Below are 24,447 nucleotides of genomic sequence, written 5' to 3'. Positions count from 1 at the left end.
CACGCTGCCGGTCATTGGCGCGCGCCGCAACGACCGGGCGCTGATGGACATCGCTTCGCTCGGCTCGGTGCTGATGTTCCTGCTCGTTGGTTTGTCCTTTGCGGCGCTGACGCGGGCCTATGCCGTCTCGGATTTTTCCGTGCGCAACGTCTGGGAAAACTCCCATTCGCTGATGCCGATGATCTACAAGCTGACCGGTGTATGGGGCAATCACGAAGGCTCCATGCTGCTTTGGCTGCTCATCCTCGTGTTTTTCAGCGCGCTCGTCGCCACCTTCGGCCGCAACCTGCCGGAAACGCTCAAAGCCAATGTTCTTGCCGTGCAGGCATGGATTTCCGTCGCCTTCCTGCTGTTCATCCTGCTCACCTCCAATCCGTTTCTGCGGCTGGAGCCGGTGCCGGCCGAAGGGCAGGATCTGAACCCCATCCTTCAGGATTTCGGCCTCGCCATTCATCCACCGCTGCTTTACCTCGGTTATGTCGGCTTTTCCGTCTGCTTCTCTTTCGCCGTTGCCGCATTGCTGGAAGGCCGTATCGATGCCGCCTGGGCGCGGTGGGTGCGGCCATGGACGCTCGCCGCCTGGACCTTCCTGACCGCCGGCATCTCCATGGGTTCCTACTGGGCCTATTACGAACTCGGCTGGGGCGGCTGGTGGTTCTGGGACCCGGTGGAAAACGCCTCCTTCATGCCGTGGCTTGCCGGCACCGCGCTGCTGCATTCGGCGCTGGTCATGGAAAAGCGCGAGGCGCTGAAAATCTGGACCGTGCTTCTGGCGATCATGACCTTTTCGCTCTCGCTGCTCGGCACCTTCCTCGTTCGCTCCGGCGTTCTCACCTCCGTGCATGCCTTCGCCACCGATCCGAGCCGCGGCATCTTCATTCTCGGCATTCTGACCGTCTTCATCGGCGGCGCCTTCGCGCTCTTTGCATGGCGTGCGCCGTCGCTCAAAGCCGGCGGGCTATTTGCGCCGATTTCGCGTGAGGGATCGCTGGTTCTCAACAACCTCATCCTGACAGTCTCGACCGCGACCGTGCTGATCGGCACGCTCTATCCGCTTATTCTGGAAACGCTGACAGGCGAAAAAATCTCGGTCGGCGCGCCTTTCTTCAATCTCACCTTCGGCCTCCTGATGATCCCGATCCTGATCGTCACCCCGTTTGGGCCGATGCTCGCCTGGAAACGCGGCGATCTCCTGGGCGCATTCCAGCGGCTCTATGTGGCGGCAGCGCTTGCCGCTCTGGCGGGACTGACGCTCTGGTACATTGAAAATGGCGGCCCGGTACTGGCCGCACTCGGCATCGCTGCCGGTTTCTGGCTGATCCTCGGCGCATTTGCCGATCTCTGGTATCGCGCCAATTTCGGCAAGCTCGCTTTCGGTATTGCGTTTCGCCGCCTCAAAGGCCTGCCGCGCTCGGCCTTCGGCACGGCGCTGGCGCATATGGGTCTTGGAATCACCGTTCTCGGCATCGTCATCGTCACCACTTTCGAGACCGAGACGGTGCTGGAAATGAAAGAGGGCATGGCGGCGGAAGCGGGCGGCTACAGCCTGACCTTCGACGGCATCCGCCACGCCGTCGGACCGAACTTCACCGAGGATCGCGGCCATTTCACCGTACGCAAGGCAGGCGTGGAAGTTGCGGATGTCTGGTCGTCCAAGCGGCTTTACACGGCCCGGCGCATGCCGACGACGGAAGCCGGCATCCTGACCTTCGGTCTCAGCCAGCTCTATGTCTCGCTTGGTGACCCCATGGCCGATGGCGGCATGGTGGTGCGCATCTGGTGGAAACCCTTCATCCTGTGCATCTGGGGCGGCACGCTGTTCATGATGGCGGGCGGGTTCATTTCTCTCTCGGACAGGCGATTGAGAGTGGGGGCGCCGAATCGCAAGGCGAAGCCGGTGCGGGCTGCAATGCCGGAGGCGGCGGAATGAGTGTGGAGCGTGCGGCAGGTTTCTTCTCCCCCACGGGAAGAAGTGCCGAGCAAAGCGAGGCGATGAGGGGGAAGCCGCATACACTGAGAGTTACGGCTGGCGTGGGCCCCCTCATCCGACCCTTCGGGCCACCTTCTCCCCGGCGGGGAGAAGAAATGCGCCGCACTCTTTCGGGATTGCCTCGGATGCTGGCGGGTTTTCTGCTTCTCTTCGCTGTGCTTGTCTCAGCATCTCCCGCTTCCGCCTTCAACCCGGATGAAGTCCTCAAGGACCCCGTGCTCGAACAGCGAGCCCGCAACCTCACCTCCCAGCTTCGCTGCATGGTATGCCAGAACCAGTCGATCGATGACAGCAACGCCGAACTGGCGCGTGACCTGCGCGTTCTGGTGCGCGAACGGCTGGTCGAGGGTGACAGCGATAAGGCGGTCATCGATTATGTCGTGTCGCGCTATGGCGAATTCGTGCTTCTCAAACCACGCCTCAGCCTGCGCACCGTGCTTTTGTGGGGCGCACCCATCGGCCTCACCCTTGTGGGAATTTTCGCCGTCTTCGTCTTTTCGCGTCGCCGCGCCACCCTTGAACAGCCACAAAAACTGAGCGCGGATGAAGAAGAAAGAATTCGCAACCTCATTGAAAAATAACTGTTTTTCATTTTTTCCCACGGTTCTTTTTCAACATTACGGATTTTTCATTCCTCAGACACTTCGCCGTAAGGTGTCGCCTCCTATATCTTCATCATCCACCGCTTCCCCGGTCACACGGGTTCCAGTCTGAATGAAGAAAGAAGGTACACCATGTCTCATTCGCAAAACGGCCATTCCTCGCTGAAGACAGCCCTGAAGGCCACGACGGTTGGCGGCCTTGCGGCGCTGATGCTTTCCACCGGCATTGCCGCACCTATCCTCCACTCTTTTGCCGCCCCCGTCGAGGTGACTGCGCCGCAGGTTCCGAGCTTCGCCAACGTGGTCGATGCGGTATCGCCCGCCGTCGTCTCCGTTCGCGTTCAGTCGAACGTGCAGCCCGCTTCCGATGATTCCAGCAATTTCTCCTTTAATTTCGGTGGCCGTGGCCTTGACCAGCTTCCGGATGACCATCCGCTCAAGCGCTTCTTCAAGGAATTCGGCGGCCCGAACCAGGATCGCTCCGACCGCGGCCCCAATCGCCACCGTGACGGCAAGGGTCCGCTGCGCCCCGTCGCTCAGGGCTCCGGCTTCTTCATTTCCGAAGATGGTTACATCGTCACCAACAACCACGTCGTCGATGACGGCTCCGCCTACACGATCGTGATGAATGACGGCACCGAACTCGACGCCAAGCTCGTCGGCCGCGATCCGCGCACCGATCTGGCGCTCCTCAAGGTCGATGTGAACCGCAAGTTCACCTACGTTCAGTTTGCCGATGACAGCAAAATCCGCGTCGGTGACTGGGTCGTCGCCGTTGGCAATCCCTTCGGCCTTGGCGGCACGGTGACTTCCGGCATTATCTCGGCCCGTGGCCGTGATATCGGCTCCGGCCCCTATGACGACTACCTGCAGATCGACGCCGCCGTGAACCGCGGCAACTCGGGCGGTCCCGCCTTCAACCTCAACGGTGAAGTGGTTGGCATCAACACCGCCATCTTCTCGCCCTCGGGCGGCAATGTCGGCATTGCCTTCGCCATTCCGGCATCGGTCGCCAAGGACGTGATCGCCGACCTGCAGAAGGACGGCAAGGTAGAGCGCGGCTGGCTCGGCGTGCAGATCCAGCCCGTCAGCAAGGACATCGCCGAATCGCTCGGCCTTTCCGAAGCCAAGGGCGCTCTGGTCGTTTCGCCGCAGTCCGGCTCGCCGGGCGACAAGGCAGGCATCAAGCAGGGTGACATCATCACCGCCGTCAACGGCGAACCCGTCAAGGATGCCCGCGACCTGTCACGCCGCATCGGCGGCATGGCGCCGAACAGCAAGGTGGAAATCTCGCTGTGGCGCGGTGGCAAGTCTCAGTCGGTCACGGTGACGCTCGGTGATCTCGCCAGCGACGACGCCTCCAAGGCGACCCCGAGCCAGAACGACGACAAGGGCGGTCAGTCTTCCAGCGAGAAGGTGCTGTCCAGCCTCGGCCTGACGGTGGCCCCCGCCGATGACGGCAACGGGCTTGCCATCACCGATGTCGACCCTGACAGCGATGCCGCTGCCCGTGGCCTGAAGACGGGTGAGAAGATCACCTCGGTCAACAACCAGCAGGTCGCTTCCGCCGCCGATATCGAGAAGATCCTCGAGCAGGCGAAAAAGGACGGACGCTCCAAGGCGCTGTTCCAGATCCAGACGGATGACGGCAGCCGCTTCATCGCTCTGGATATCGACCAGGGTTGATAGGCTGAAAGGCGATGCCGGTTCTTTCGGGAGCCGGCGTCGCTAAGGAATGTGTCTCGCCTATAGGACGAGGCAGAACATATGGAGTGAGCGCGGGCCACTTGTTTCCTTCTCCCCGAGGGGGAGAAGGTCGCGGCAGCGGGATGAGGGGGCAAGGGTAGCGATAGACTGCGCGCTTGCCCCCTCATCCGACCCTTCCCCGGCGGGGAGAAGAAAGGACCCGCAACGCCGGTCCAGGCAGTATCGCGGAGGAAACCTCATGGAAAACAAGGTTCAGGAAATGTCTGTCGCATCTGTTTCCGGTTGTGCGGAAAAGGGCGAGGGCGCTATTGTCCCGCACATGAAGATTCTTGTCATTGAAGACGACCTCGAGGCTGCGGCCTATATGACCAAGGCGTTCCGCGAAGCCGGGATCGTCGCCGACCACGCCAGCGATGGTGAAAGCGGCCTGTTCATGGGCTGCGAGAATGTCTACGACGTCATGGTGATCGACCGCATGTTGCCGCGCCGCGACGGGCTTTCCGTCATCAGCGAACTGCGCCGCCGCGGCATCGAGACGCCGGTTCTTATCCTTTCGGCGCTGGGGCAGGTGGATGACCGCGTGACCGGCCTGCGTGCCGGCGGTGACGATTATCTGCCGAAACCCTATGCCTTCTCCGAACTGCTCGCCCGTATCGAAGTGCTTGGCCGCCGCAAGGGCAAGCCCGAGCAGGACATGATCTATCGCGTCGGCGATCTTGAGTTGGACCGCCTGTCCCACGATGTGCGCCGGGGTGGCAAGGAAATCCTCCTTCAGCCGCGCGAATTTCGCCTGCTGGAATATCTGATGAAGAATGCCGGCCAGGTGGTGACCCGCACGATGCTTCTCGAAAATGTCTGGGATTACCATTTCGATCCGCAGACCAATGTCATCGACGTGCATGTTTCCCGTCTGCGCTCGAAGATCGAGAAGGACTTCGAGAAGCCGCTGCTGAAGACCATTCGCGGTGCGGGCTACATGATGAAGGACGAGGGCTGATTGCCGAAAATGGCCCGCCTCAGAATATTGTTCAGGTCGACAGCGGTGCGCCTTTCGGCGCTCTATATCCTGCTGTTTGCGCTCTGCGCGGCGTTCCTTGTTTTTTATGTCACTGCGCTTTCCGAAAGGCTGCTGAACCAGCAGACGCGTGACGCTGTGCTGCAGGAAGTCTCGGATGTGCAGCGCATCTATAATCGCGGCGGTATCAATCCGCTGCTGAGGATGATGGAGCGCCGTGCCCGCCAGCCGGGAGCGAGCCTTTACATCATCGCCGGGCCGAATGGTGAAATTCTGGCCGGCAACGTCGCCTCCGTGCAGCCCGGTGTTTTCGACAAGGAAGGCTGGACCGGCTTTCCCTTCCGTTATGAGCGTTATTCCGAGAGCGGCGACAGCGTGCAGCATCTTGCCACGGCCAATGTTTTCGTTCTGGACAACGGGCTGCGCATCCTGATCGGCCGCGACCTCGGCGAGCCGACCAAATTCCGCGCCCTGGTGCGTAATGCCCTGATGGTGGCGCTCGCCATCATGAGCGGCGGCGCCCTGCTGATCTGGTTCGGCATCGGCCGCAATGCACTGAAACGCATCGACCGCATGTCGGCGGCAACCAAGAAGATCATGGCCGGCGACCTTTCGCAGCGTCTGCCGCAGGGCCGCTCCGGCGATGAGTTCGACAGGCTGTCCGGCTCGCTTAACGCCATGCTTGGCCGCATCGAGAAGCTCAATGAAGGCCTGCGGCAGGTTTCCGACAATATCGCCCATGACCTGAAGACGCCGCTGACGCGCCTGCGCAACAAGGCCGCCGCGGCACTGGACGATGATGACGAAACGAAACGCCGCGCAGCCCTTGAAGGCATTATCGCCGAGTCCGACCAGCTCATCCGCACTTTCAATGCGCTGCTGATGATTTCCCGTGTCGAGGCCGGTTCCATCGCCGCCGAAATGACTGAAGTGGACGTCTCGGCGATTGCCGAAGACAGCGCCGAACTCTACGAGCCGGTGGCCGAGGATGCGGGGCTCGCGCTGGAAACCGAAATCGAACAGGGCCTCATCGTAAAGGGCAACCGTGAATTGATCGGCCAGGCGCTTTCGAACCTGATAGACAACGCCATGAAATATGCCTGCGAAAGCGAGGGTGACAAAAAACTCGTCGTTCGTCTGGCAAAGGCCCCTGGCGCAATCCTGCTTTCCGTTGCCGATAATGGTCCCGGTATTCCTGCCGACAAGCGCGGCGAGGTGCTGAAACGCTTCGTGCGGCTGGATGAAAGCCGCTCCAAGCCCGGCACGGGCCTTGGCCTGTCGCTGGTGGAGGCGGTGATGGAACTGCATGGCGGGTCGCTGGAGCTTTCGGACACCGACGCCTCCAACGCCGCCTGCCCGGGGCTGACAGTCTCCATGGTTTTTCCAGACAATAGCCGCTGAAGAGAGCCGGCGAGTGTATTCCGGCGGGAGTTGTGCCCCGCCAGACGACAATCCTCGCGTTAGAACGTGTAGGCCAGGCCCACCATCGCAAACGGCTGGATATCTTTTTTGGACAGCGGGCTGTCCTTGGCATCGCCCAGCAGGAAACCGACGCCTCCGGTGCCGGTGATCGACCAGTTCTCGGTCATCAGGTAGGTGACGGAGGCGCTGGCGTCGACGCGCTTGAAGCCGGATTTGGCGTCGAAGCGACGCAGGCCCGAACGGGCGGATTGCGCCGAGGTCACACCGAAATAGGATTTCATGTGCTTGTCGTCAGCCCAGGTGGCGGAGAGGTCCGCTCCGAGGATGAACTGGTCGACCTTATGGGAAACGCTGGCGCCGATCGAGGCTGTCAGGCCCTCGCTGCCATTGATGGTCTTGTCGACCTTGGCGTAGATTTCGAAGGGTTCAGCGTCATAGGCGATAACGCCGCCAATGACGCCGCCTGCCTTGATATCGCCCATCCCGCGCAGGTTTTTCCTGTCGTCCTTTTCCTTGCGCCCGGGCTCCCAGCCGCCTTTCACTCCCAGCCGGAAGCCGTTGCTGTTCAGCAGGTTGACGGTGACGCCGCTGAAATCGATGCTCAACATGTCCCCATAGGCGACGGAGACCAGCGGCACGGCGCCGGCCTCCAGCTTGTCCGACCCCTCATATTTCGGGGCATAGGCGGCGCCGACACCGAGCGTGATTTTCCAGTCGCTGGAACTGCTGTAGCGGGAATTATCGAAACCGGCCTGCGGATCGGCCATGCGGTCCGATTTGCCGATATCGGCGGCGAAAACCGGCGCGTAGACCGCTTGTGCCACCGGCAGCGCCGTCAGGCAAAGCGCCATGGCGCACAGGCTCTTTTGCCATTTCATTGTAAAAATCTGTTTCATGATCATATCCGTTGCAGCACCGCGTGTTTGAAAACCGGGGAGTCGGGTTTCGTTGAGGAGAACGCTACGTGGGCACAATTGCGGAGACATTACGCGGCATTGCGATGCGCCGCCGAAACCGTGGTCGCGCCAGCAGGGTTTCGGAAAATTCGGCAAAAGCGGTTTTCCTGATCGCAAAGCGCGCCGCATTTGTTACAACGCAGGTGATATGTGCCTGCCGGCTTCGGTGATGCAACGGCAGGATGGCTAGCGTGGGGAGAGCGGCCCGTCCTGAAAATCCGGTATGGCCGAAGGACAAGCGGGCTCGGGAAAGGGAGAGAAGCATTGACGAAACCGGAAAGCGCCGAAAGGCGGCTGAACGACGTGCTGGCGGGCGTGATCCGCCCCTATACGCAGACCGAGCTGAAATCCGTGCTCTCCACTCTGAAAGACATCGCCAGAAGCGAGCCGGCGGTGGCCGCTCTGCTTGCCGACGAAAGCGCCCTGAAAGACTTCGTCGCCGCGGCCTTCACGCTCTCCCCCTACCTGCGCGACATGGCGGCGGCCGATGAGGGGCTGTTGTCACTGGCCATTTCAAAACCTCTGGAACCCCTGCTCGCCGATCTTGTACGTCAGGCGCGCGATTGCTGGAAACCGGGAGGGGACGGCGGCATACCGAGCGAAAACGAGGTAATGTCGAGGCTCCGGATCGCCAAACGGCGGCTCTCCTTCGTCGCGGCACTTGCCGATCTCGCTCGTATCTTCACCGCGCGCGACACGACCCGCTGGCTGAGCGACATGGCGGATGCAGCACTCTCTGCCGCCATCGATCACCTTCTGCTGTCTGCCCATGAGAGTGGCAAGCTGAAACTGAAGGATGTTGCCGCCCCCAGCGAAGGATCGGGCCTCATCGTGCTCGGCATGGGTAAGCTCGGTGCCCGCGAACTCAACTATTCCTCCGATATCGACGCCGTGGTGTTTTTCGAACCCTCCGCCGGGATCATGGACGACCCCTACGACGCGACGGAGAATTTCGGACGCATGATGCGCCGTCTGGTGCGCATCATGCAGGAGCGCACGGCCGATGGTTATGTCTTCCGCACCGATCTGCGGCTGCGGCCAGACCCGGGCTCCACACCGCTCGCCATCCCCGTGGAAGCGGCACTGCTTTACTACGAGGGCAGGGGCCAGAACTGGGAGCGCGCTGCCTATATCAAGGCACGGCCGGTGGCGGGCGATATCAAGGCGGGTGAGAATTTCCTGCGCGAGCTCACGCCCTTCATCTTCCGCAAATATCTCGATTATGCGGCGATTGCCGATATTCATTCCATCAAGCGGCAGATCCACGCCCATAAGGGCCACGGCGCGATTGCGGTGAAGGGCCACAATGTCAAGCTCGGGCGCGGCGGCATCCGCGAGATCGAGTTTTTCGCCCAGACGCAGCAGCTGATCGCCGGCGGCCGAATGCCGGCGCTGCGGGTGCGCGCAACGCAGGAGGCGCTGGCGGCGCTGACCGAGGCGAAATGGATCGACGCCGAGACCCGTGACAGCCTGACGGATGCCTATTGGTTCCTGCGCGAGGTGGAACATCGCATCCAGATGGTGCGCGATGAGCAGACCCATGTGCTGCCCGATACCGAAGCCGAACTGAAGCGCATCGCCTTCATGCTGGGTTTCGAGGATACCAAGGCCTTCTCGGAAAGGCTGGAAGAGGTGCTGCGGCTGGTGGAGCGGCGTTACTCGGCGCTGTTCGAACAGGAAGTGAAACTGTCAGGCGAGGCCGGCAATCTGGTGTTCACCGGTCAGAAGGACGATCCCGATACGTTAAAGACGCTCTCCGCCCTCGGTTTCGAGCGGCCGGAGGATATCTCCCGCGTCATCCGCACCTGGCACAATGGCCGTTACCGGGCGACGCAGTCGGTCGAGGCCCGCGAGCGGCTGACGGAATTGACGCCGGACCTGCTGCGCGCCTTTGGTGAGAGCAAGCGGGCCGACGAGGCGCTGCTGCGCTTCGACAATTTCCTCTCCGGCCTGCCGGCAGGCATCCAGCTTTTCTCGCTGCTCGGCAACAACCCGGCGCTGCTCGACCTGCTGGTAACGATCATGTCCTCCGCGCCGCGTCTGGCCGAAATCATCGCCGCCCGCCCGCATGTCTTTGACGGCATGCTGGACCCGGCTTTGATGAGCGACATCCCGACACGAGACTATCTCGCCCACCGCATGGGCAGTTTCCTCTCCAATGCCCGCCATTACGAGGATATTCTCGACCGGCTGCGTATCTTTGCCGCCGAGCAGCGCTTCCTCATCGGCGTCAGGCTTCTGACCGGCGCGATCCGTGGCGAAGTCGCCGCCCGTGCTTTCACCCATCTTGCCGATCTGGTGATCGAGGCGGCGTTGAATGCGGTGCTGGCGGAGATGGAGGCGGCACATGGGCCCTATCCCGGCGGCCGTGTCGCCGTGATGGGAATGGGCAAGCTCGGCTCCTTCGAGCTGACGGCCGGATCGGATGTCGATCTCATCCTGCTTTACGATTATGATGATGCCGCCCATGAATCGACCGGTGCAAAACCGCTCGATGTGGTGCGTTATTTCACCCGCGTGACCCAGCGGTTGATTGCCGCCCTGTCGGCACCGACGGCAGAAGGCGTGCTTTACGAGGTCGACATGCGGCTTCGCCCCTCCGGCAACAAGGGGCCGGTGGCGACCCGCATTTCCGCCTTCGAAAAATACCAGCGTGAGGAGGCCTGGACCTGGGAACACATGGCGCTGTCGCGCGCCCGCCTAATCTGCGGCGATGCCTCGCTGATGGAAGATGCGCGCCGCATCATTGCTTCCGTCCTGTCGCAAAAGCGGGATGTGGCCAAGGTCTCGGCCGATGTGCTGGAAATGCGCAGCCTCATCGAGCAGGAAAAACCGCCGGAAAATAATTGGGACTTCAAACTCATCAATGGCGGCCTGATCGACCTTGAATTCATCGCCCAATATCTGGCGCTGGTCGGTCCGGTGAAGGGGCTTGTGGCGCATGAACCCGGTCGCAACACGGCAGAAGCGCTGCAGGCGCTCGCCGCTCCGGTCATGGAGCCGCAGGCCTTCGATGACTGCATGGCGGCGATGGGGCTTTATACCGAGATATCGCAGATCGTAAGGTTGTGCATCGACGGCACGTTCAACCCCAAGGAAGCGCCGGCGGGATTGATCGATCTTGTGTGCCGGGCAGGTGATTGCCCTGACATTTCCACGCTTGAGGGAGAGGTGAAGCGGCTGGCGAAGGCGGTGCGGAAGGCGTTTGTGGCGGTGGTGAAGAATGGGTGATGTTGGTGGGTTTGGCGTGCGCCATTTGCGCTGGTGAGTCTGGCTTCACCCCCCTCTGTCCTGCCGGACATCTCCCCTCAAGGGGGGAGATCGGCAGGACGCCCTCTCGCCACTTCATCCTTGACCGTTGAGATGGTCGAAAGCTGGCCTCATATCGATCTCCCCCCTTGAGGGGGAGATGTCCGGCAGGACAGAGGGGGGTGTCGCGCATTCGACCTTAACGTATCGCAGCACATTCAGCGCGTCCGACGCCCAACTCAATGCACCGTCCCACAAACCCCCGCCGCATGCGGAATGATAATCGTCACCACCGTGCCACGCCCCTCACAGGAGCGTATCTTCATCGTTCCGCCATGCAGCTTCACCAGCGAGCGGGAAATCGCAAGCCCGAGACCGGAGCCGCCCTGGCTCTTGGCATATTGGCTCTGCACCTGCTCAAAGGGCTGACCGATCTTTTCCAGCGCCTGTGTCGGAATGCCGATACCGGTGTCGGCGATGGTGAGGATCATCGCAGCCTCATGCACATGGGTGCGCAGCGCAATGCTGCCGCCGTCGCCGGTGAATTTCACGGCATTGGAGAGCAGGTTGAGCATGATCTGCTTCATGGCGCGGCGGTCGCCCTGCATGGTGAGGCCGGCGCAGACCTTCTGCTGCACGGTGATGTTCTTCTGTTCGGCCTGGATGGCGGTCAGACGCAGCGTTTCTTCGATCAGCGGCGCGAGATCGATGGTCTCGCGGTTGATGCGCATATGGCCCGCCTCAATCTTCGACATGTCGAGAATATCGTTGATGACGTTGAGCAGATGTTTGCCACTGTCATGGATGTCGCGCGCATATTCGGAATATTTGGGAGAACCCACGGGGCCGAACATCTCGTTCAGCAGTATTTCGGAGAAGCCGAGGATGGCGTTGAGCGGCGTGCGCAGCTCATGGCTCATATTGGCAAGGAATTCCGATTTCGCCCGGTTGGCGGCCTGGGCGCGCTCTTTTTCGGCAAGGTAGTTGGCGTTGGCGTCAGAAAGCTCGGTCTTCTGGCGCTCCAGCTTGTGCTGCGAGGCGGAGAGATCGCCGATGGTGGCCATCAGTCGCCGCTCGGAATCGCGCAGCCGTTCCTGGTGGCGCTTCAGAAGCGTGATGTCGGTGCCGACTGAGACGAGGCCGCCATCGCGGGTGCGGCGTTCGTTGATCTGCAGCCAGCGATCGTCGGCAAGCTGCACCTCCGTGGTGCGGGACAGGCCAGACTGATCGGGATCGGCAACGCGACGTTCGACGACCGGCCGGGCTGCTGCGGCATAAACCGTGGATTTCTCCGTGCCTGCCACCAGCACGCTGTCGGGCAAGCCATAGGCCTTCTGATAATGGGTGTTGCACATGACGAGACGGTCGTTCTTGTCCCACAGCACGAAAGCTTCGGACGTGGATTCGATGGCGTCGGCAAGGCGCTGGTCGGCCTCGGCATAGCGCTGCGCAAGGCGGTGCTGTTCGGTGACATCCATTGCAATGCCGATGACACGCGGCCCATTATTGGTGCGGATGACCTGGGCGCGGGCGCGCAACCAGACATAATGGCCCTTGGTGTGGCGCATGCGGAAGATCTGGTCGATCTGGCGCAGGTTGCCGCAGCCGACAGCCCGGGCGAGCTCATAGAGATTGCCGTCTTCGGAATGCATCATTCGCGCCGCATCGGAGAAGGAGAGCGGTGTCGCCCTGGGCGGCATACCGAGAATCTCGTAAAGCGAACCGGACCAGAACATGCGCCGGGTGGAAAGGTCGAAATCCCACAGGCCGCAACGGCCGCGCGAGAGCGCCGTCTCCACCCGCAGGTTGGATTCGGCGAAGATGTCGTCGGCATCGCGGGCGCGCTTCACCTGCATGTAATAGGCATAGAGCACCACGAGCAGGATGGAGGAAATGCCCGCGAACAGCGTGACATTCATGGCGATTTCGCTGCGCCAGAACGAGCGGATCGGCTGCAGCGACCGCGCCGCGATGACCATGGCACCATCGTTTCCGAAGGGGATCATCGTCGCGTAATGCTGCTGGCCGTCTATATTGGTCTCGATGGTTCCGGGAGCGCCGGGAAAACGCTGCACGATGGCGATTTCCGGCAGCAGGGCAGGCAGGGAGGTGCCAATGTAAAGCATTGCCTCCTTGCCGGAACCGGCAAAAATACGACCGTTGCTGCCCGACAGCAGCACCATGGTGCCATCGGCAAGACTGCCCTGCGGCAATGCGGCGACAAGGCTTGCCTCGGCGCGGGTGCGGTCCTGCGAGGTGAAAACAGTGCCGTCGTTCAGCAGGGCCGCCTTGGCGGTCAGCGCCGTCAAAGCCGTGGAGTGGCGGGCGGCTTCTTCCATGCGGCTGTATTCGGCGACGATGCCCAGCATGCGCGAGGCCGCCACGACCACCAGAAATGCGAGGATGAGAATGGGAATGAGGCGCTTCAGCAGGGTCTCGACCTGCGGCATGGGCCGTTCCGCGCCGCTCATCAAACCCATCAGGTCACTGGAAAGCTTTTCGCCCCAGGCCGCTAGATCAGAAAATTTGGCATACGGCCGCTCATCGCCCGCAGTCGCCCGCCGCACGTTCGTCATTGTCCCGCCTTTTAGATGTCCCCGTGATTCGAAGCGCCGCCGCTCGAATATCTCTAATGAATCAAATGCGATTCGCCCTGTCCAGAGGCAAAAGTTAAAAGAATTTTAACCCCTTGAACCGACTCCGTATTTTTTCGGGACAGTCTGCTTCCGCTTCGGCAAAAGCGGGATTCATGAAGAAAAACAGTGAGCCGGCGCTTCAATTCCGGCTGCTTGGGAATGCCGCGTGTAACGTTTCAGGCTCCGTCGAAGGCATCGAGAGCAGGACCAAGCGCGCTGATCACGCCATTTCCGGCGGCAGGAAGACCGGTGAGCACCGCGCTGATGATATCGTCACGGCTCGCACCGCGCGCCTTGGCTTCCATCACATGAAAACCGACGCCGCTTTCCAGGCGGAGGGCGGCAAGAATGCCGATGTAGATCAGGCTCTGTGTCTTCACGTCGAGCGTGGACGCGGCCCCGAGAGCCTGCACGGCCTGAAACCACGCCGCCTTATGGTCTGGAGCATCGCTGATGAAACGCTGAAACGAAGCGCTTGTACTGGACATATCCGTCATCTGAGGTTCCTGTCTGATCCCGGGCCAACCGCGGCCCTTCGCACGAAAGATGCTGCATGATGCACGACGCCGCCTTGATGGAAATCAAGACGGCGTCGCGGAATGGGTCAGAATGTCGGAGCTTCGGCGGAAAGTCAGCCCTTCAGGACACGCCCGACGATATCGCTCACATCCGTCGAGAGGCCTTTCGCCTCGGCAATGGTGGAAAGCGCTGCTTTCGCATGGTCGGCGCGGCTTGCCTCAAGTGAGCGCCAGGAGCGCATGGACGTGAGAATGCGGGCGGCAAGCTGCGGATTGCGTTTGTCGATGGCGATGATCTGCTCTGCGAGGAACCGATAGGCGGCGCCATCGGCACGGTGAAAGCCGGTAAGATTGGAAAAGGCGAGCGTGCCGACGAGCGAACGCACCCGGTTCGGATTGGTGGCGATGAAATGTTTCGATTTCATCAGTGCCTTGATACGATCAAGCGCGCCTTCACCGGGAATGGCGGCCTGCAGCGAAAACCACTTGTCGAGCACGAGTGCATTGTCGGCGAAGCGTTTTTCGAAAGCGGCAAGCGCTTCCTTCGTTTCCGCGCTGTCGGGGAAGCGCTGCGTCAGCACGCTGAGTGCATGGGCGAGATCGGTCATGTTGGTGGCGCCGGCATAGGCCTTCGCCGCCCGCTCCGGCGTTCCCTCGGCAAAGGCGAGGAAGGTCAGCGCACCGTTGCGCAGTGAACGCCGCCCGGCGCTTCCGGCATCGGGGCTGTAGGCCTCGCCATTGGCAGCATCGTCGGCAAGCCGCCGCAGTGTGTCCTGGCCGGCTGTCGCAATCGCCGTGATCGTGGCGTTGCGCGCCTTGTGGATGGCATCGGGATCCGTGTTTCCGCCGAGTTCGCGGGCGATATCGGTCTCGCTGGGCAGGGCGAGTGCCTGCGCCCGGAATGCCGGTTCAAGCGCGTCGTCGCCGATGATTTCGATGAGCGTCGCGATCAGGTCGGCATCGGTGCGGACGTCTTCGCCTTTCTGCACCGCCTTGGTGGCGGCGATCAGCACGGGCAGGGCGAGATCGGTCAGCGCCTGGAAACGCGCGAACATATCCGTCTCATGCCGGGCAATCTGCACCAGGTCGGCAGCATTCTGCTCGAAATGCAGGTTGATCGGCGCGGAGAAGCTGCGGTTGATCGACAGCACCGGCCGCGAGGAAATGCCAGAGAAGGAGAAGGTCTGGTTGCGCTGGGTCAAATGAAGTACGCCGTCGCGATACTCGCCGCCTTCGACGGCCTGTGGTTCGGCGATCTGACCATTATCGAGGATCAGCGCCAGCGAAAGCGGAATGTGGCGTGGCTGCTTCACCGGCTGGCCGGGGGTCGGCGCGGTCGTCTGTTCCAGCGTCAAGCTGAAAGTGGCCTTGCCGGCATCGTAAGCGGACGAAACGGAGACTAGCGGCGTGCCGGCCTCGGTGTACCATAGCGAAAACTGCGAGAGATCGCGGCCGCTGGCATCGGCAAAGCTCCTGACGAAATCCTCAACCGTTGCAGCTTCGCCGTCATGACGTTCAAAATAGAGGTCCATGCCCTTTTTGAAGTCTTCAGCGCCGAGGATCGTGGCGATCATGCGGGTGACTTCGGCACCTTTTTCATACACGGTCGTCGTGTAGAAGTTGTTGATTTCGCGATAGGTATCCGGGCGCGGCGGATGCGCCAGCGGACCGGAATCCTCCGGGAACTGCTCCGATTTCAGGTGGCGCACATCGGCAATGCGCTTCACCGGCCGCGAGCGCATGTCGGAGGAAAATTCCTGATCGCGATAGACCGTCAGGCCTTCTTTCAGGCACAGCTGGAACCAGTCACGGCAGGTGATGCGATTGCCTGTCCAGTTGTGGAAATATTCATGCGCAATGATGCGCTCGATATTGGCATAGTCCGCATCCGAGGCGGTTTCCGGGTCGGCCAGCACGAATTTGTCGTTGAAGACGTTGAGACCCTTGTTCTCCATCGCGCCCATGTTGAAATCCGACACGGCGACGATCATGAAGATGTCGAGGTCGTATTCGCGGCCGAAGCGCTCTTCGTCCCATTTCATCGAACGCTTCAGCGCATCCATGGCATAGGCAGCGCGCGGCTCCTTGCCGTGCTCGACATAAATCTTCAGCGCCACTTCCCGTCCGGACATGGTCGTGAAAGTATCTTCCACCACGCCGAGATCGCCGGCAACGAGAGCGAACAGGTAGCTCGGTTTCGGATGCGGATCGAACCAGGCCGCGAAGTGACGGCCTTCGTCGTAATTGCCGCCGCCCAGGAAATTGCCGTTCGAGAGCAGCAGCGGATTACCTTCCTTTGCCGCGATGATCGTCACCGTATAAGGCGCCAGAACATCCGGACGGTCGGGGAAATAGGTGATGCGGCGGAAACCTTCCGCTTCGCATTGGGTGCAATAAACGCCATTGGTGCGGTAAAGCCCCATCAGCTGCGTATTGACCTGCGGGTTGATGTAATTGGTGACGCAAATCTCGAAGGGAGATTCAGCGGGAAGGTCGCGGATGGTCAGGCTGTCCGGTGTGGCCTCATATTGAGCGGCGGGCAGCTCCACCTGGTCGAGCAGCAGGCTGGAAAGCTTCAGCTCGTCGCCATCAAGAACCAGCGGTGCATGCCGGTCGGCGCTTTCGCGCCGGTGGAAGATCAGACGGGCTTCGACCTTGGTATTTTTTGGGTCGAGTTCGAAGGTGAGATCCACCCGCTCCAGAACGAAATCGGTGGGGCGGTAATCTGCCAGGTGAACGATCTGGCCCGTGTCTGTTCGCATGACTATCCCTGAATAACTTGGCGTGGTCGTCCCGGCATCATGTCGTCATAAGGCCCGGATGTAAAATGGGTAGAATATTCGTCACGATCATGTGCGCGTCGGAGGACATTCTGTCCCGCCATGGAAGGCTTTGCCGGCCATGCAGACGATCCTCCCCGCTGCCGGACCAACGGACCATCGCAGCAAATGTTGAACGATTGCTGAAATTATATTTTATTTTCTTCAAATTTTAGCGCGTGCCACTTTTTGCCTTCGCATCTGCCTAGCGAGGCTTCGATTTCTCCACGCCATCAACCGAATTCAGGGATAAATCACATTTTTTGTTGTAAAGCGCCGGAGGAATGCTCTAGCCTTGCGCAAATCCAATTCCCCCGCGTCGTCTCCCCCCGCATGAAACCTCCCGATGGCGTGTCTGCGCAGCCGATATGAGTAACTGCTAATGAACGCCGAACCGATGAATCCCTTCCGCGGGATCAGCATGAAGCTGATTTCGGTTGGCTTTTTTCTTGTCATGCAGACCTGTATAAAGGCCGCGGGGGATGTGCCGGCCGGCCAGATCACCTTCTTTCGTTCGGCTTTCGCCATCATTCCGATTGTCGTTTATCTTGCCTGGCTTCACGCGCTCGCAAGTGCGCTGCACACCAACAATCTCCTCGGCCATTTCAAGCGCGGTTTTCTTGGAATCCTCTCAATGGCCTGCGGCTTTTACGGGCTGACCATGCTGCCGCTGCCGGAATTCATCGCCATCGGTTATGCTTCGCCACTTCTCGCCGTGGTTTTTGCCGCCTTTATCCTGCATGAGAAGGTGCGCATTTATCGCTGGAGTGCAGTCTTCGTGGGAATGATCGGCGTGCTGGTCATTCTCTGGCCGAAGATGACGCTTCTCAGGGAAGGCGGGTTTGCCGCGGGTGAGGGGCTGGGCGCCATTGCCGTGCTGTGTGGTGCCGCCCTTGGCGGGCTGGCGATGATCCAGGTGCGGCAATTGGTGGAAACGGAAAAGACGCCAACCATCGTGCTTTATTTTTCGCTCACCGCCACCCTGCTGTCGCTCATCAGCGTTCCCTTCGGCTGGAGCGTGCTGACAGTGACGCAGACCCTGCTTCTGATAACCAGCGGCATCTGCGGCGGCGTCGCGCAAATCTTCCTGACGGAGAGTTACCGGCACGCCGAGGTCTCGGTCATCGCGCCCTTCGAATACAGTTCCATCGTCTTCGGTATCGTGGTTTCCTACGTCCTTTTCGGAGACATACCCACGCTGACGATGCTCATCGGCACGGCGATCGTGATCCTGGCCGGCATCTTCATCATTTTCCGTGAACATCAGCTGGGGTTGGCGCGACGCGCGGCGCGCAAGGCCTCGACGCCGCAGGGGTGATGTTGCATCTGCGGCTGTGTGTTGAGTCGGCCTTTATGACGAAGCGAAATTTCTCTCGCCGTCATCCTCGGGCCTGTCCCAAGGATCTGCAAATGTTTCGATTTTGGATAAGTGCCTAGATCCTCGGGTCAAGCCCGAGGATGACGTCAGAGCAAGTGGCGTGTCCATCACTTCACCGCCCTTAATCGTACACCCACAAAAGCAAAAGGCGCCTTCCCGAGGAAAGACGCCAGCGCGCAATCATATCTGTAAGCCAGTGTAAGCCGGCCTGAGTGCTTCTCAGCGCTCGCGGAAATCCGCGAAGACTGCCGAGGGACGCGTCACGCGGACCTGCTGCATGGCAGCGCGTGCGGTCAACTGTTCGTTAGCGGCTGCGCCGAAACGATGGTAGCCCTGACTGGAGCGAGGGCCGAGGCCCGCCAGGCGGAGCGATTCAAAGCCGGAATGCACCGGACGGAAGCGAGTGGTCATTGCCTTGGTTCCTTTAACCGAAATTCCTCCCAAGACATGGCCGTATATCGCAGCGCAGCATGGATTCGGCAAGTTGACCAAATGCGCCGCTGTTATGCGTAATGCGCATGGCTATTTTCATAATTCATTTACATTGAGCAGGAATGAGGCAATCAGCCTTCGGCGATCTTTGCCCGAAACATCAATAAATCCTGCCATGCCAAGGACTTACTGGCCGGCGCGTTCAATAGTTCCTGGGGGTGCAGGCTGGCGAGCGCCGGCAAAACAAGGTGTCCGGCTGCGACATCACGCCACTGTCCGCGCAATGTATGGATCGTGCCGGTGCCGCCAAAGAAGAAACGTGCGGTAAAGTTGCCCAGAAGCAACAGGTGTTTTGGCTCCGCAAGGGCGATCTGGCGCTCGATGAAGGGGCGGCAGATATCCATTTCGGCTTGGGTCGGCGGGCGGTTGCCCGGTGGCCGCCACGGCACCACATTGCCGAGCATGATGGTGCTGCGCTTAAGGCCGATGGCCGCCAGCATCCGGTCAAGCAGCAGGCCGGTCTTGCCGGCAAAGGGCAGGCCCTCGCGATCGTCATCCGCATCCGGCATGGGGCCGATGACCATGATGCCCGAGGAAGCGTCACCTTCGGTGAAGATCGTATTGCGGGCGCTGTTCTTGAGGTTGCATCCGGAAAAACCCTCAAGCACGGTTTTCAGTTCAGCAAGCGATCTCGCGCTTTCTGCGGCAAAACGCGCCGCTGCCACCGCCTGCTCATCCGGCATGGCGACATTCTGCGGAACGGTTGGACTTGCCGGCGCTCCGCGCGCGGGAGCACTGCGCGTTGCTCCCTGCCGCTGCGGGACATCGGCGCCGCGATCCGCAGGCCTTTCAGTCTGCCGTGCAGATGTCGCCGCCGCCTGAACAGGCGCGGACCGGGCAGGGCGGGCGGCGGCAAATTCGGCGAAACGGTCTACGGGCGCCTCTTCCAGCAACCAGTCGACGCCCGCATCCGCATGGAAATGCAGGAGGGCGGCGAGTTCGGCCGGGGAGAGGTCTTGAGCGGCGATCATGGGCGGAAATTACCCCATGTTCCCCGCCCGGGGAACCCGCAAATCACACTGTCCAGCGCTGAATATCGCCGCTTTCGCCGATCATGGCCAGACCATGGGCAATCGAAAGCAGCTCGCCGCCGCTTTCGATGCGGTCGGCGTCGAAACGGCGGGTGAAAAGCTCCCTCACCGCCGGCACGAAGGAGGTTCCGCCGGTCAGGAACACCTTGTCGATCGCATCTGGCGAAACCTGCGTCTTTTCCAGAACCTCGCCGAGCGCTTCTTCTATCTTGGCAAGGTCCTCGGCGATCCAGCTGTTGAAATCGCTGCGCTTCACCATCTTGCGTCCGGCCTTGCCGAGCGGCGCAAAGTTGAACTCCGCTTCTTCCGCCGAGGAGAGCGCCATCTTGGTGGCGGAAATAGCCTGATAAAGCGGGTAGCCCTCATCATGCTCAACGAGGTCGATGAACATTTCCAGCTTTTCCGGCTCCAGCGCCGAGCGCACCAGCGACTTCAGATCGGTGAATTCCTTCGAGGTCTTGAAGATCGACAGCTGGTTCCAGCGGCCGAAATTCACGTAATAGCCGGAGGGCACATCCAGCACCTTGTCGAAACTCTTGAACTTGCTGCCCTTGCCGATCTCCGGCGACACCAGATTGTCGATCATGCGGAAGTCGAAATGATCGCCCGCAACACCGACGCCGGAATGGCCGATGGGGGTGGCGGAAAGCTTGCCGGCATGGGTTTCGAAACGGATGAGCGAATAGTCGGTGGTGCCGCCGCCGAAATCCGCCACCAGCACGTTGGCGTCCTTCTTCAGGCTTTGCGCGAAATAATAAGCGGCCGCCACCGGCTCATAGACATAGTGGATTTCGGGGAAACCGGCCCGGCTCAGCGCCTCGTTGTATCGGGCAAGCGCCAGCGTCTCGTCCGGATTGCTGCCGGCAAAACGCACCGGCCGGCCGGCAATGACAGTCGATACATCATCGGGCCATTCCGTCCCGGCATAGGTCTTCAGCTTGCGCAGGAACACTTCCATCAAATCCTCGAAGCTCTGCCGCTTGGCGAAGATCAACGTGCCCTGAAACAGCGGTGACGCCGCAAACGTCTTGATCGATTGCAGGAAACGGCAGTCGCCGGCATTGTCGATGAACTGGCGGATAGCGGCGTGGCCCGCCTCCACATGCAGGGCGGCCGCGCCGAGGCCGGCGTCCTTCATGAAGGAGAGGGCCGTGCGCATGCTGTCATCCGTGCCGGCGCTGCTGGTAAAGCGCATGGAATGGCTTGCGCCGCCATTGTCGGAAAGAGCCATGACCGTATTTGTCGTGCCGAAATCGAGGCCGAGAGCCCGCTTTTGCGTCATCGCCATATTCCTTGTGTCGATAGAAGAACCCGCCCGGCCTTGGATGGCCCGGCGTGAAAATAAGGGATGCTCTTGGCACCCCGATGTCAGAGGAGGGCGGTTGATTGCACAGGGCGGGCGGAATGGCAAGCGCCGTGGGTCTTTTTTCGGTCGAACGCCCGTGCCCGCGCGCCAGTCGCAAAGTTGCGGCAATCCTGGCAACGCATGGTAAACGGGATTACAATTCCTTTAAGAAAGAACAGTGTAGTTCTAGGCGACGGCTTTAAGGGAATTCTGTTAAAGTCAGCTTTGTCGAAGTAAGCGGATCGAAGACGTATCCACTTTGCTGTCGAGCGTAAATATTTATTAAATTTCGGAATGTCCATATGGACATGCTGTATTTGGTTTTCGGTCGTTTTTAGTTTTGGAAATTATATGCCCCACGAAATCAGCCAGCATGCAGTGGAGGATGCAGCGCCGGACGATGCCGGTGTCGTTCAAGGCGATATGGGCGTTTTCTCCCGGCAGCTCATGGCCCTTCTGGAAGCATCGCAGCAGGGATACGCTTTGTTTGATGGCGGCGATGAGTTGCGGTTCGCCAACAGCGCCTTCCGCGCCGCGCTCGGTATCGGACAGCGCGATTTCCCGAGCTGGGTGGAACTGATGCGCAGTGGTTTTCGCAACGCGACCGGTACGGCCATCGAGACATCGGATTTCGAACTCTGGCTGCGCTCGGCCAAGACGAGGCGCGGCAAGCTGCCATTCCGGACCATTGAGACCAGTCTCAATGACGGGCGCTGGATACTGACGACCGAGACCACGCTGCCGGGCGGCTGGATGCTATGCGTGGTCACCGATGTTTCCGAACTTGGCATCGAATTGCGCGATCTGCGCCAGGAGCGGGACAGGGCGCTGAAATCCGCCCTGAGCGACGAGCTGACCGGGCTCGGAAACAGGCGTTACGCCATGGATGCGCTCAACCACCTGCTTGGGCCCAACAAGGCGCAGGCGCTCGCCGTCATCATCATGGATATCGACCACTTCAAGAGCGTCAACGATCGCTTCGGCCATGCCTACGGCGATCTCGTGCTGAAGGATTTCGCAGGACGACTGTCCGCCGCTGCCGGGCGTGACGACCTTCTCGGCAGGATTGGCGGGGAAGAGTTTTTGCTGGTGCTCAGTGGCTCGCGCATGCACGGCGCCGAAAGCCTGATGCGGCAGCTCCTGTCGTCACTGGCCGATGCAGCCCCTCTGCGCGACATGCCCGAGTTTCGCTACAGCTGCTCCGCCGGGATCGCCTTTGCCAATCCCGGCGAGAGTACAAGCGACGTTTTGCGCCACGCCGATACCGCGCTTTATGAAGCCAAGAATACCGGGCGGAACCGCTACGTGATTTACGGAACGGCGTCGTGACAGCACCCAGTCGTCAGTTCGACTTTGCCGCGCCGCCATCTACCCTGAGCATCGTGCCGGTGATGTAGCTTGCGGGCACCGAGCAGAGGAAAGCGCCGGCGGCAGCGAACTCCTCCACCGTGCCGAGGCGGCCAGCGGGAATGCTCTTGACCGAGGCCTCGCGGATTTCCTCGATGCTCTTGCCGAGACGCTTTGCATTGGCGCCATCGAGCTCATCGATGCGGTCGGTGTGGATGCGGCCGGGCAGAAGCAGGTTTGAGGTGATGCCGAAACCGGCCACTTCGGAGGACAGCGTCTTGCTCCAGCCCACAAGCGCGCCGCGCAAGGTGTTGGAAAGGGCGAGATTGGCAATCGGCTCGAATACGCCTGACGAGGCGACGGTGAGGATGCGGCCGAAACCCTGCTCCTTCATGCCGGGCAGAAGCGCATTGGTCAGAGTGATGACCCGCAGCACCATCGACTGGAAGAACGTATCCAGCTTCTCCGCCGTCATCTCCTGAGCGAGGCCCGGCGTCGGGCCGCCGGTATTGTTGACGAGAATGTCGATGCCGCCGAGCTTTTCCCTGACGGCCTGAACCATGGCCTCGACAAAATTGTCGTCGGCAAGATCACCCCAAACCCAGTCGGCCTTGCCTTTGCCAAGGGCGTTGATGGCCTTGCAGTTCGCTTCCAGCTTTTCACCGCTCCTGCCGACGAGAAGGACATTTGCACCCTCCTTTGCCAGCGCCGTCGCAATGCCAAGCCCAAGGCCGCGTGAAGAGGCGAGAACGAGGGCGCGTTTGCCGGAAATGCCGAAATCCATGGGTTTTGTCCTGTCTTGTGAGTGCTGTATGTGGTGTTTATAGAGCATTTCCAGGAAAAGTGGACCCCGGTTTTCCGTCTGGAAATGCGCCGAAACAAAGAGTTAGGCGTTTTCTCGATTCGAGGAAAAGCAAAATCCCCCTGTGAAGGCGGGCCCGGTTTTGAAGGTCGAACAAGTGTCATGACAGAACAATCTTTGCTGAAATTCTCGATTGCCGTCACGGTTCTGCTGGCGTTGTTCGGCATCGGGGCGGGCCTGTTTTCCGGCTCCTTCGCGGTCGTCTTCGACGGTGTCTACGCCCTGACGGATGCTTTCATGACGGTGCTCGCATTGCTCGTGGCGCGGCTGATCGCCGCCGCCGCGGCACCCAGGCCGGGCGGCCGGCTGGTGGAGCGCTTCACCATGGGCTTCTGGCATCTGGAGCCAATGGTGCTCGGCCTCAACGGCACGCTTCTGATGGGGGCGGCGATTTACGCGCTCATCAATGCCATCGACAGCCTGATAGACGGCGGCCGGTCGATCGAGTTCGATTACGCCATCATCGTCACCTTCGTCAGCTTCGCCGTCTCGCTCGCCATGGCATGGTTTGTCAAACGGCAGAACCAACGGCTGAAATCCGCCTTCGTGGCGCTGGACGCTAAAAGCTGGCTGATGAGCGCGCTGCTGAGCGTGGCGCTGTTCATCGCTTTCGCCATCGGTTACGGGCTGACGGGAACGTCGCAGGCATGGCTGTCGCCCTATGTCGACCCGGCCGTGCTGGCGCTGGTCTGCCTCGTCATCATTCCCATGCCACTCGGCAATGTGAAACAGGCGCTAGCCGACATACTTCTTGTCACCCCGCTGGAGTTCAAGCAGCATGTCGACAGGGTGGCAGGGGAGGTCGTGGCGAAGTTCGGCTTTTCCTCGCATTACTCCTATGTGGCCCGGGTTGGCCGCGGTCGCCAGATCGAACTCTTCTTCATTGTTCCCAGAAACTGGCCGCCGCGGCGCCTTGAGGAATGGGATGCGATCCGCGACGAGATCGGCGAAGCGATAGGCGGCGAGGGGAGTGACCGTTGGCTGACGATCGTGTTCACGACGGATGAAGAATGGGCTGTTTGAGCGGGGTGTGGAAAGCAAGATCTGCTTTGTCCCCGGGGGTGGGCCAAGCGGCCCG

General features: G+C 60.7%; 17 protein-coding genes. 9 read left to right on the top strand and 8 right to left on the bottom strand.

The window, feature by feature from the left end; translation table 11 throughout:
- The 5 genes from DOU54_RS14550 to DOU54_RS14530 all read left to right on the top strand — a co-directional run.
- The coding region (locus tag DOU54_RS14550) for a heme lyase CcmF/NrfE family subunit (protein ID WP_113731475.1) at positions 1 to 1,930 on the top strand (1,930 nt) is incomplete at its 5' end.
- Positions 1,931 to 2,115: 185 nt separating this feature from the next.
- Positions 2,116 to 2,571, top strand: coding sequence for a cytochrome c-type biogenesis protein (locus DOU54_RS14545; protein WP_034495871.1), 456 nt, complete (start codon positions 2,116 to 2,118; stop codon positions 2,569 to 2,571).
- Between the two features lie 153 nt (positions 2,572 to 2,724).
- Positions 2,725 to 4,278: a Do family serine endopeptidase gene (locus DOU54_RS14540; RefSeq protein WP_022555870.1), complete on the top strand. Its 1,554-nt coding sequence runs from the start codon at positions 2,725 to 2,727 to the stop codon at positions 4,276 to 4,278.
- 259 nt (positions 4,279 to 4,537) lie between these two features.
- Positions 4,538 to 5,296, top strand: a complete 759-nt coding sequence (locus tag DOU54_RS14535; RefSeq protein WP_004440811.1) for a response regulator transcription factor — start codon at positions 4,538 to 4,540, stop codon at positions 5,294 to 5,296.
- A 9-nt stretch (positions 5,297 to 5,305) separates the two neighbouring features.
- On the top strand, positions 5,306 to 6,715 hold the full coding sequence (locus tag DOU54_RS14530) for a sensor histidine kinase (RefSeq protein WP_113382151.1): 1,410 nt from the start codon (positions 5,306 to 5,308) through the stop codon (positions 6,713 to 6,715).
- Positions 6,716 to 6,774: 59 nt separating this feature from the next.
- Here the strand turns inward: DOU54_RS14530 and DOU54_RS14525 are convergent, their stop codons facing one another.
- Positions 6,775 to 7,638 carry a MipA/OmpV family protein gene (locus DOU54_RS14525; protein WP_006700327.1) on the bottom strand — a complete coding sequence of 288 codons (864 nt, stop codon included), beginning with the start codon at positions 7,636 to 7,638 and terminating at the stop codon, positions 6,775 to 6,777.
- Between the two features lie 318 nt (positions 7,639 to 7,956).
- Here DOU54_RS14525 and DOU54_RS14520 point away from each other — a divergent pair, with 318 nt between their 5' ends.
- Positions 7,957 to 10,923, top strand: a complete 2,967-nt coding sequence (locus tag DOU54_RS14520) for a bifunctional [glutamine synthetase] adenylyltransferase/[glutamine synthetase]-adenylyl-L-tyrosine phosphorylase (protein WP_113382150.1) — start codon at positions 7,957 to 7,959, stop codon at positions 10,921 to 10,923.
- Between the two features lie 257 nt (positions 10,924 to 11,180).
- On the opposite strand, the gene DOU54_RS14510 is transcribed toward DOU54_RS14520, so the two are convergent.
- The 3 genes from DOU54_RS14510 to pepN form a co-directional block, all read right to left on the bottom strand.
- Positions 11,181 to 13,517: a PAS domain-containing sensor histidine kinase gene (locus tag DOU54_RS14510; protein WP_037091513.1), complete on the bottom strand. Its 2,337-nt coding sequence runs from the start codon at positions 13,515 to 13,517 to the stop codon at positions 11,181 to 11,183.
- 236 nt (positions 13,518 to 13,753) lie between these two features.
- A complete protein-coding gene (locus DOU54_RS14505; protein WP_113382149.1) occupies positions 13,754 to 14,074 on the bottom strand; it encodes a carboxymuconolactone decarboxylase family protein in 321 nt (106 codons plus the stop codon).
- A gap of 134 nt (positions 14,075 to 14,208) precedes the next feature.
- Positions 14,209 to 16,857 carry an aminopeptidase N gene (pepN, locus tag DOU54_RS14500; RefSeq protein WP_113382148.1) on the bottom strand — a complete coding sequence of 883 codons (2,649 nt, stop codon included), beginning with the start codon at positions 16,855 to 16,857 and terminating at the stop codon, positions 14,209 to 14,211.
- 439 nt (positions 16,858 to 17,296) lie between these two features.
- Here pepN and DOU54_RS14495 point away from each other — a divergent pair, with 439 nt between their 5' ends.
- Positions 17,297 to 18,232 (top strand): DMT family transporter, encoded by a 936-nt coding sequence (locus DOU54_RS14495; protein WP_004440828.1) that lies wholly within the window; start codon positions 17,297 to 17,299, stop codon positions 18,230 to 18,232.
- Between the two features lie 279 nt (positions 18,233 to 18,511).
- On the opposite strand, the gene DOU54_RS14490 is transcribed toward DOU54_RS14495, so the two are convergent.
- The 3 genes from DOU54_RS14490 to DOU54_RS14475 form a co-directional block, all read right to left on the bottom strand.
- A complete protein-coding gene (locus DOU54_RS14490; RefSeq protein ID WP_004440829.1) occupies positions 18,512 to 18,703 on the bottom strand; it encodes a hypothetical protein in 192 nt (63 codons plus the stop codon).
- 152 nt (positions 18,704 to 18,855) lie between these two features.
- Positions 18,856 to 19,755: a uracil-DNA glycosylase gene (locus DOU54_RS14480; protein ID WP_113382147.1), complete on the bottom strand. Its 900-nt coding sequence runs from the start codon at positions 19,753 to 19,755 to the stop codon at positions 18,856 to 18,858.
- Between the two features lie 43 nt (positions 19,756 to 19,798).
- Complete coding sequence (locus DOU54_RS14475) at positions 19,799 to 21,097, bottom strand: Hsp70 family protein (protein WP_113731468.1); 1,299 nt, start codon at positions 21,095 to 21,097, stop codon at positions 19,799 to 19,801.
- 414 nt (positions 21,098 to 21,511) lie between these two features.
- Between DOU54_RS14475 and DOU54_RS14470 the strand changes: the two genes are divergently transcribed.
- Positions 21,512 to 22,489 carry a GGDEF domain-containing protein gene (locus DOU54_RS14470; RefSeq protein ID WP_035210181.1) on the top strand — a complete coding sequence of 326 codons (978 nt, stop codon included), beginning with the start codon at positions 21,512 to 21,514 and terminating at the stop codon, positions 22,487 to 22,489.
- Positions 22,490 to 22,502: 13 nt separating this feature from the next.
- Here the strand turns inward: DOU54_RS14470 and DOU54_RS14465 are convergent, their stop codons facing one another.
- Positions 22,503 to 23,291, bottom strand: coding sequence for an SDR family oxidoreductase (locus DOU54_RS14465; RefSeq protein WP_004440837.1), 789 nt, complete (start codon positions 23,289 to 23,291; stop codon positions 22,503 to 22,505).
- Between the two features lie 180 nt (positions 23,292 to 23,471).
- Between DOU54_RS14465 and DOU54_RS14460 the strand changes: the two genes are divergently transcribed.
- Positions 23,472 to 24,392, top strand: coding sequence for a cation diffusion facilitator family transporter (locus DOU54_RS14460; protein ID WP_006699371.1), 921 nt, complete (start codon positions 23,472 to 23,474; stop codon positions 24,390 to 24,392).
- Positions 24,393 to 24,447 lie beyond the last annotated feature (55 nt).

It is taken from the genome of Agrobacterium sp. MS2 (assembly GCF_003261015.1).
Classification (GTDB): Bacteria; Pseudomonadota; Alphaproteobacteria; order Rhizobiales; family Rhizobiaceae; genus Agrobacterium; species Agrobacterium pusense.
The sequence above is the reverse complement of the archived record's forward strand: the minus strand, read 5'-3'. Positions and strand labels throughout refer to the sequence as shown.

Bases quoted from the DNA above. Each gene is read 5' to 3' on its own strand.
- DOU54_RS14525 (WP_006700327.1), bottom strand. From the start codon at position 7,638: ATGATCATGAAACAGATTTTTACAATGAAATGGCAAAAGAGCCTGTGC.
- pepN (WP_113382148.1), bottom strand. From the start codon at position 16,857: ATGCGAACAGACACGGGCCAGATCGTTCACCTGGCAGATTACCGCCCC.
- DOU54_RS14535 (WP_004440811.1), top strand. From the start codon at position 4,538: ATGGAAAACAAGGTTCAGGAAATGTCTGTCGCATCTGTTTCCGGTTGT.
- DOU54_RS14480 (WP_113382147.1), bottom strand. From the start codon at position 19,755: ATGATCGCCGCTCAAGACCTCTCCCCGGCCGAACTCGCCGCCCTCCTG.
- DOU54_RS14470 (WP_035210181.1), top strand. From the start codon at position 21,512: ATGCCCCACGAAATCAGCCAGCATGCAGTGGAGGATGCAGCGCCGGAC.
- DOU54_RS14545 (WP_034495871.1), top strand. From the start codon at position 2,116: ATGCTGGCGGGTTTTCTGCTTCTCTTCGCTGTGCTTGTCTCAGCATCT.
- DOU54_RS14465 (WP_004440837.1), bottom strand. From the start codon at position 23,291: ATGGATTTCGGCATTTCCGGCAAACGCGCCCTCGTTCTCGCCTCTTCA.
- DOU54_RS14540 (WP_022555870.1), top strand. From the start codon at position 2,725: ATGTCTCATTCGCAAAACGGCCATTCCTCGCTGAAGACAGCCCTGAAG.
- DOU54_RS14505 (WP_113382149.1), bottom strand. From the start codon at position 14,074: ATGACGGATATGTCCAGTACAAGCGCTTCGTTTCAGCGTTTCATCAGC.
- DOU54_RS14460 (WP_006699371.1), top strand. From the start codon at position 23,472: ATGACAGAACAATCTTTGCTGAAATTCTCGATTGCCGTCACGGTTCTG.
- DOU54_RS14530 (WP_113382151.1), top strand. From the start codon at position 5,306: ATGGCCCGCCTCAGAATATTGTTCAGGTCGACAGCGGTGCGCCTTTCG.
- DOU54_RS14495 (WP_004440828.1), top strand. From the start codon at position 17,297: ATGAACGCCGAACCGATGAATCCCTTCCGCGGGATCAGCATGAAGCTG.
- DOU54_RS14510 (WP_037091513.1), bottom strand. From the start codon at position 13,517: ATGACGAACGTGCGGCGGGCGACTGCGGGCGATGAGCGGCCGTATGCC.
- DOU54_RS14475 (WP_113731468.1), bottom strand. From the start codon at position 21,097: ATGACGCAAAAGCGGGCTCTCGGCCTCGATTTCGGCACGACAAATACG.
- DOU54_RS14490 (WP_004440829.1), bottom strand. From the start codon at position 18,703: ATGACCACTCGCTTCCGTCCGGTGCATTCCGGCTTTGAATCGCTCCGC.